Source organism: Nocardia sp. BSTN01 (assembly GCF_015354405.1).
Taxonomy (GTDB): Bacteria; Actinomycetota; Actinomycetes; order Mycobacteriales; family Mycobacteriaceae; genus Nocardia.
This window is the reverse complement of sequence record NZ_JADKYP010000070.1, coordinates 21,148-27,921: the sequence shown is the minus strand read 5'-3', so window position 1 is coordinate 27,921 and position 6,774 is coordinate 21,148. Positions and strand designations below refer to the sequence as shown.

General features: G+C 63.5%; 6 protein-coding genes and 1 pseudogene. 3 read left to right on the top strand and 4 right to left on the bottom strand.

Annotated elements, in window-relative coordinates; genetic code table 11:
* Window positions 1-141: 141 nt before the first annotated feature.
* Window positions 142-1,227, top strand: coding sequence for a tyrosine-type recombinase/integrase (locus IRT45_RS32390; RefSeq protein WP_309241253.1), 1,086 nt, complete (start codon window positions 142-144; stop codon window positions 1,225-1,227).
* Here the strand turns inward: IRT45_RS32390 and IRT45_RS32385 are convergent.
* A complete protein-coding gene (locus IRT45_RS32385; RefSeq protein WP_255535637.1) occupies window positions 1,224-2,546 on the bottom strand; it encodes an IS256 family transposase in 1,323 nt (440 codons plus the stop codon). The genes IRT45_RS32390 and IRT45_RS32385 overlap by 4 nt on opposite strands.
* A gap of 34 nt (window positions 2,547-2,580) precedes the next feature.
* Here IRT45_RS32385 and IRT45_RS32380 point away from each other — a divergent pair, with 34 nt between their 5' ends.
* Together IRT45_RS32380 and IRT45_RS32375 are read left to right on the top strand one after the other, a co-directional pair.
* Window positions 2,581-4,521, top strand: a complete 1,941-nt coding sequence (locus IRT45_RS32380) for a tyrosine-type recombinase/integrase (RefSeq protein ID WP_228535707.1) — start codon at window positions 2,581-2,583, stop codon at window positions 4,519-4,521.
* Window positions 4,522-4,586: 65 nt separating this feature from the next.
* Window positions 4,587-4,799 (top strand): annotated as a pseudogene (locus IRT45_RS32375) (integrase core domain-containing protein); the annotation flags it as partial.
* Window positions 4,800-4,829: 30 nt separating this feature from the next.
* On the opposite strand, the gene IRT45_RS32370 reads toward IRT45_RS32375, so the two are convergent.
* From IRT45_RS32370 to IRT45_RS32360, 3 genes are all read right to left on the bottom strand, one after another.
* A complete protein-coding gene (locus IRT45_RS32370; protein ID WP_194809597.1) occupies window positions 4,830-5,348 on the bottom strand; it encodes a TnsA-like heteromeric transposase endonuclease subunit in 519 nt (172 codons plus the stop codon).
* Between the two features lie 129 nt (window positions 5,349-5,477).
* Window positions 5,478-5,885, bottom strand: coding sequence for a hypothetical protein (locus IRT45_RS32365; protein ID WP_194809596.1), 408 nt, complete (start codon window positions 5,883-5,885; stop codon window positions 5,478-5,480).
* Window positions 5,886-5,946: 61 nt separating this feature from the next.
* Window positions 5,947-6,774, bottom strand: coding sequence for an SAM-dependent methyltransferase (locus IRT45_RS32360; protein WP_194809595.1), 828 nt, complete (start codon window positions 6,772-6,774; stop codon window positions 5,947-5,949).

Genomic DNA, 6,774 nt, shown 5'->3' with positions numbered 1-6,774 from the left:
TGCCCCTTATCTGGCTAATGCTCATTGATTGCCCTGGTGACGGGGGCATGGTGGTGTCCGGTGGTTCACCGGTAGCCGGGTCGGCGGGCGTGGGGGAATCTGTGGGTTGTGTGCAGGGACGATCGTGATCGGCTGCGGTTGGTGAGTGAGGGTGGGCGGTGGCATCTGGCTGGTCCGGGCGCCGACGGACTGCGAGTGATCGATGAGTATCTGGGTTATCTGGCTGACCGCAACTACTCACCGAAAACGTTGCGGGCCTATGGCTTCGACCTTGTGATGTTCGGCCGGTGGCTGCTGGGCGAGGGGCTCGGGATCGAAGATGTGACCACACCGGTGTTGTTGCGGTTTCTGGCTGCATGCCGGGCGGCGCGACTGCCCGGGAGGCCGGGCCCGAACGTGGTGGACCTGGCCGGCCGGCGGCTGGACGGGTATGCGGCGACGACGGTGAATCGGCGGCTGGTGGCAGTGTCGGGGTTGTTCGCTTTCCGGGCGATGCGTGACCCGCATTTGCCGAGTCCGGTGCCGAAAGGCATTGAGAGACAACGGTTCGTGCCGGGTGAGAAGACGGGATTGTTGGCGCATCTGGCCCGCAGGCCGCGACCGCGGTCCGCGTTGCGAGTGCGGGAACCCCGGCGGATGCCACGGCCGTTGACCTCCTCGGAGGCGGCGCAGTTGCTGGCGAGCCTGCGGACTTGGCGTGACCGCGCGATTGCCGGATTGATGCTCTACTGCGGGTTGCGAACATGCGAGGTGCTGGCCCTCGACGTCGCCGACGTCGATGTCGGACGGGGTTGGATCCGGGTCTGGGGGAAGGGTGCCAAAGAACGCGCGGTCCCGCTCGACGGAGACCTTGCTCGTGTGATTCAGGGCTATCTGCTGGCTGAGCGGCCCGAATCAGACTCGGCGCGTTTGTTTTTGGTCGCGAAGGGCCCGAACCGAGGACAGCCGTTGACTCCGGCGGGGTTGCGGACGATCTTCCGCTATCACCGGCAGCGCTCCGGTGTTACGGCCGGTCATCCGCATGCGTTGCGGCATTCGTTCGGCACCGCTTTGGCCGAGGCGGGGGTTGATCTGTCGGTGATGCAGGCGTTGCTCGGGCATACACATGTCGACACCACTGCCCGTTACGTCCATCTGGCCCCGAAGCGGGTGAAGGAGGAATTCGATGCGAGGGTGTCACGAGAACCGTGTAAGTCCGAACCTAGTTCGGTAGTAAATCTATTCTAGCACAATGGAATTCGGTTGGGGAACAGTGCAGCAAGCGCGTTGAGCGCGAGCGTCCAGTTCCTCGTCCCGGTACCGGAGTAGCCTCCTCGTTCGCTGGAGATGTTGCGCAGGCCGAGGTAGATGAGTTTCATTGCCGAGTCCCGGTCGGGGAAGTGACCGCGGGTCTTGGTGATTTTCCGCAGCTGGAAATTGATCGACTCGATCTGGTTCGTGGTGTACACGATTTTGCGCAATTCGACGGGATAGTCGAGGAAGGGTGTGAATTCGTCCCAGGCCAGTCGCCATGTGTCGACCGCGCCGGGGTATTGTTCACCGAATTTCGCGTCGAAGTCTTTCAACGCGAGCTCGGCGCCCTCGAGGTTGGGGGCGGTGTAGATTTCGCGCATCGCGGCGGTGACCTTCTTGCGGTCGCCGTAGGAGACGAACCGCATAGCGTTACGCACCACGTGCACGACGCAGGTTTGGACGACGGTGTCAGGAAATACCGAGCGGATCGCGTCGGGCAGGCCGGTCAATCCGTCGCAGCAGGCGATGAGGATGTCGCGCACGCCTCGGTTTTTCAGGTCGGCGAGGACCTTCGCCCAGAACTTCGCGCCCTCGGTGTCCTGGATCCAGCAGCCCAGGGCGTGTTTGCGGCCCTCGACGTCCACACCTATGGCCAGGTAGGCGACCTTGGTGGTGACGACCCCGTTGTCCTTGATCCGCAACCGGATTCCGTCGACATACAGGATCGGATACACCTCCTCCAGCGGACGCGACTGCCATTGTTTGATCTCGTCGACCACGACATCGGTGATATTCGAGATCAGTTCCCGCGACACCTCGGTCCCATACACTTCTTTCAAATGGTCCTCGATATCGCGGGTCGTCATCCCCCGCGAATACAGCGACAACACAACCGTATTCAGGTTCCCGAGCCGGCGGGCACGCTTCGGCACGATCACCGGCTCGAAATCACCGTTGCGGTCTCGCGGGACCGCGATCGTCACCGGCCCTGTCCGGGTTTGGACCGTTTTCGAGTTCTTCCCGTTGCGGGAATTCCCGGTGCCCCGGCCTTCCGGGTCGCCGGCCGCGTAACCGAGATGCTCGGTCATTTCCGCGTCCAGGGCGCGTTCGAGAACCTTTTTCGTCAGCTCGTTCAGCAGGCCCTCGATCCCGGCCTGCGGACCGGCCTCCGACGCCATCGCCTGCTTGACCATCGAGTCCAGCTGCGCCGAGGTGAACACCTCCGAAAGTTTCTGCGCAGCAACCTGTTCCGACTTCTCCGATGGTGTGGTCTTACTCACAAATCTCTCCTTCAACCGCCCGTCCGAGGGCATCTGATCACAGATCGCCCGGACTTACACGGTTGCCATGACACCCCCTTCGATGCCGCTCGCGCACGTATTCGCCGCCAGGTCTGACGCCGACGACATCTACCACGCATATCTGGCCGAGCTGGCCCGCACCGGCCGGGGCAGCGCGCCCTACTTCAGCGCCGCACGGACCTTTCTGCAGCAGTGGCCGCACCCGCAGGACTGGGCCCGGGAGCCGCTCGAGCTGCGGTTGTCGGCGAATTCGTCGACGCGGCCGTTCATCACGTTCCTGATGCTGCACGACCTGCTCAGGCCCGGCTACGACTACCTGCTCGAACGCAAAATCTCCAGCCTCTGGCGCGAGATCGACGCCTCCCCAATCGGAGGCGATCTCGCCGAATTCCTCACCACCGCACACAGACTCGGATTCACCCAAAGGGTCCGCACCGCCACCGGGTCCCAGGCGCCGGCGCGGCTGTTGATCCAGACCGGACGCCGCCTGCACCAGCTCACCGTCGCCGATCTCGACGAGTTCGCCGACGCCTGCCGTGACCGCCAGGCCCGCACCGGCAAAGGCTGGCACCACTACAAAGCCGCCCTCGCCAACACCCACTTGGTGCTGTTCCACCTCGGCGTTCTGCCCGAACCACCACGCTCTGGCGGGCCCTGGGACTTCGCGGTCCGCCTCGACGGCATAACCCCGGCCATCGCCGAGGCAATGATCGACTACCTGAACGCGAAACGCGGCAGCTGCACCCGACACACCGTGTCCAGCATGGCCACCCGCCTGACCGGGTTCGGCCGGTTCCTCACCGACCTCGACCCCGCCCTGACCCGGCTCTCGCAACTGGACCGTCGCCGCCATATCGAGCCTTGGCTGGCCAGCCTGCCCGACGCGGTGAACAGCAAAACCGGGGAACCGATCGGCGTCGCCGATCACGCCCGCCGCGTCGTCGCGGTCAACACCTTCCTCACCGAGATCACCGAATGGGGATGGAACGACGCACCAAAGCGGAAACTGTTGTTCCGCAACGATGTTCCCCGCCTCCCGAAACCGTTACCGCGCTACATCCCGGTCGACGCCGACCGTCGCCTCACCGATGCTCTGCGTTGCAGCGATCACGAACTCGCAGCCTCAGCGCTGCTGCTGGCACGGTCTTGCGGGCTGCGGATCGGGGAACTGCTCGACCTCGAAATCGACTGCGTCCACGAGATCCCCGGCGAAGGAGCCTGGCTGAAAGTCCCCCTCGGCAAACTCGACACCGAACGGATGGTCCCCCTCGACACCGAAACCGTCGAACTCGTCGACCGGATCATCGAAATCCGCAGTCCCGGCAAACCATTGACCCATCCCCGCACCGGAAAACCGGCCCAGTTCCTGTTCACCCACCACGGCGGCCGACTCGCTGCGCAAGGCGTCCGCCTCGAACTCGACCGCGCCGCGGCCGCCGCCGGGATCGGCCACGTCACCCCGCACCAACTGCGCCACACCTACGCCACCGCCCTGGTCAACGCCGGCGTCTCCCTGCAATCACTGATGGCGTTACTCGGGCACGTGTCCGCGCAGATGAGCCTGCGCTACGGGAAACTGTTCGACACCACCGTCCGCACCGAATACGAACGCGCCCTCACTCTCGCCAAAGACCACCTCGCTGCACTGCCGACCACACCCGCCGGCACCAAAGCCCTCCCGCTGGCCGACATCACCGGCGGCATGGACTGGACCGACACCCCGGCCCTGAAATCCCGTCTCGCAGGCGGATTCTGCCTGCGCGCACCCGCCCAAGGCGCCTGCCCCTACGCCAACATCTGCGAACACTGCCCGAACTTCCGCACCGATGCCACCTACCTGCCCATCCTCGCGGCCCAACGCACCGACGCCCGCAAACTCGCCGAAGACGCCCAACGCCGCGGCTGGATCACCGAAGCTGAACGCCACCACCAACTCATCGCCCGCCTCGACGCCATCATCACCGACATCCAGAAATCAACCGGATAACCGCGAAACCCTCACCAACGGAACAAGATCAGACCAGATTAGCCGGATAAGCCTACGACAACGCTCTAGCCGAATCGATCATCGGCCTGTTCAAGACCGAGGTGGTCAATCGGCACGGCCCGTTCAAGACCCTTACCGAGGTCGAATTCGCTCTCATGGAATGGGCCGACTGGTACAACAACGCCCGCCTCCACTCCCGGCTGGACTACCTGACCCCGGCCGAATACGAAGCCGCGTACTACTCTCAACAATCGCCACGCCGACCGGCGCTGGTCTGAAACCGAAGCCGGTCCCAAACTCGTGACGGTTCAGCCCGCCAGGAACCGAATATTGTCCAGCAGCACCGGATCCGGTTCGCTCGCAATCTCGTACCGCCACCCCAGCCCCTCGACCAGCTCACGAGTCCACGCAAACGTCGTCACCACAATCGGCTTGGCCAGACGCGCCCGAGGCTTAACATCCACCAGGATCGGAGCCTCACCGGTGAACAGCAGGTAATCCGGAACATGGCGCCGCACCTTGCCGGCCACCACCGTCTCGAGCAGAAAAGGCTGAGCCACAATATGTGTCACTGACCGATCGAAATCAGCCATCAGCAGCCGCGCCAATTCCAGACGCGACTCGTAGACGACGTGACCGGCTTCGGTTGTCGCCCAATATGTGCCCGAGAAATGCTGCTGACCGTTGCGCCACCGGAACCTCCGCCACGGCAGAGCATCGGCGACCAGATCACCCGACACCCGAGACCACTCGATCCGGTCCACCCGACCACCGTCCGAACGCCGCACCGACACCGCAGCAGCCGCACCAATCGACACGTCGGGCATGAAGCCACAGCTTGCCACGCCGCCCAACGAGACGAGGGCAATTCAACGATCAGTCTCACGAACGCTTCATAAGCGCCTCCGACACGAAATCGTCCCGGAGATTACGAAGCGCGTCGTGAGACGCTACAGTTACGTTGCCGCCGGGAACTGCGCGAGATCGAACTCGCCATTCCGGACACCGCTCATAAACGCGTCGAACTCATCGGAGTCGAAGTGGAGAGCGACACCTGTGTTCCGGGAATGAGGAGCCTGGTGGGCAGTGAACGTGTACCGCCCCGCCGGTGACTGCTGGATGCGTATGCATTGTCCATTGGTGCGTCCAGCGCGGAGCGCTTCCTGAAATGCATCGAACTGCTCGTCCGAGACGACCAGCGTCTGATCCGAGGGAAGCGGTGCGCCTCGATCGGTCTCGGGAGTTGCGAGTTTGTCGTCCCAGACTACGGTCCAGCCATTATTCCGGCCTATCCGCACGCATGAGTTCCCACCCGCGCTGCGCGCTGCTTTGACGCAGTCGCGGGCGGTGAAGATGGGGAGCATTTCGGTTCCTCTCGTATAGCTCTGTTCAGCCTATATAGCCTCAATCGTCGCGATTCGGCGATTACGGTCGTCGTCCGACTGCGGCGAAATTGCATGGGCGCGCGGGATCGTCCTGGTCTACAGGGCCCTCTGGCTGCCAGTCCGTGGCGTAGGTGACACCTGGAGGGGATATCACGGTGAAGCCGTCGAAGAATCTGGTGAAGGTGGCACGGTCTCGCAGGTGCACCGGATCCGATGTGGCTTGGTAGAGAGCTGCCGCGGCGGCGACTTGTTTCTTGGTGTGCTCGTCGGCGTCTTCGAGGGAGACGTGGGTGGCGGCGAAGTAGCTTCCGCGTGGGAGTCGGTCTCGGATATCGGCGACAAGCCTGTGAGGGTCGCTGGCGTCGGGAAGGAAGGGGAGAACGGAGACGATGAGCAGGCCAACGGGCTCGTTGGTGTTGATCAGTCGGCGTGAGTCGGGGTGGTCGATGATGCTGGCGGGGTCGCTCAAATCGCCTTCGACGACCGCCGTCTTTTCCAGGGAGTTCTCTCGCCGCAAAAGTTGATGTGCGCGCACGACGGCATCGAGGTCTTTGTCGACGTAGACCACGCGAGCGTCTGGAGCGATGTCTCGCGCGACTTCGTGTGTGTTGCCGCCTGTCGGTAAGCCTGAGCCGATATCGAGGAACTGGCGTATGCCTTCGGCGGCCATGAACCTGACGGCTCGGGCGAGAAAGGCACGGTTGTGCAGTGCCCAGGTGTGCAGGAACGGCAGTTCGTCGTACACCTTGTCGGCGAAGACCTGGTCGTTGCGGTAGACCGGCTCACCGGTGAGGTAGTAGTGGTACAGACGCGCCGATGTCGGTGTGCCTGTGTCGACTTCCCTGGCCCGAAAGTCGTACTCGGCCAT

Coding starts and splice junctions, on each gene's coding strand:
- IRT45_RS32365 (WP_194809596.1), bottom strand. CDS start 5,885: ATGCTCCCCATCTTCACCGCCCGCGACTGCGTCAAAGCAGCGCGCAGC.
- IRT45_RS32385 (WP_255535637.1), bottom strand. CDS start 2,546: ATGCCCTCGGACGGGCGGTTGAAGGAGAGATTTGTGAGTAAGACCACA.
- IRT45_RS32360 (WP_194809595.1), bottom strand. CDS start 6,774: ATGGCCGAGTACGACTTTCGGGCCAGGGAAGTCGACACAGGCACACCG.
- IRT45_RS32380 (WP_228535707.1), top strand. CDS start 2,581: ATGACACCCCCTTCGATGCCGCTCGCGCACGTATTCGCCGCCAGGTCT.
- IRT45_RS32370 (WP_194809597.1), bottom strand. CDS start 5,348: ATGCCCGACGTGTCGATTGGTGCGGCTGCTGCGGTGTCGGTGCGGCGT.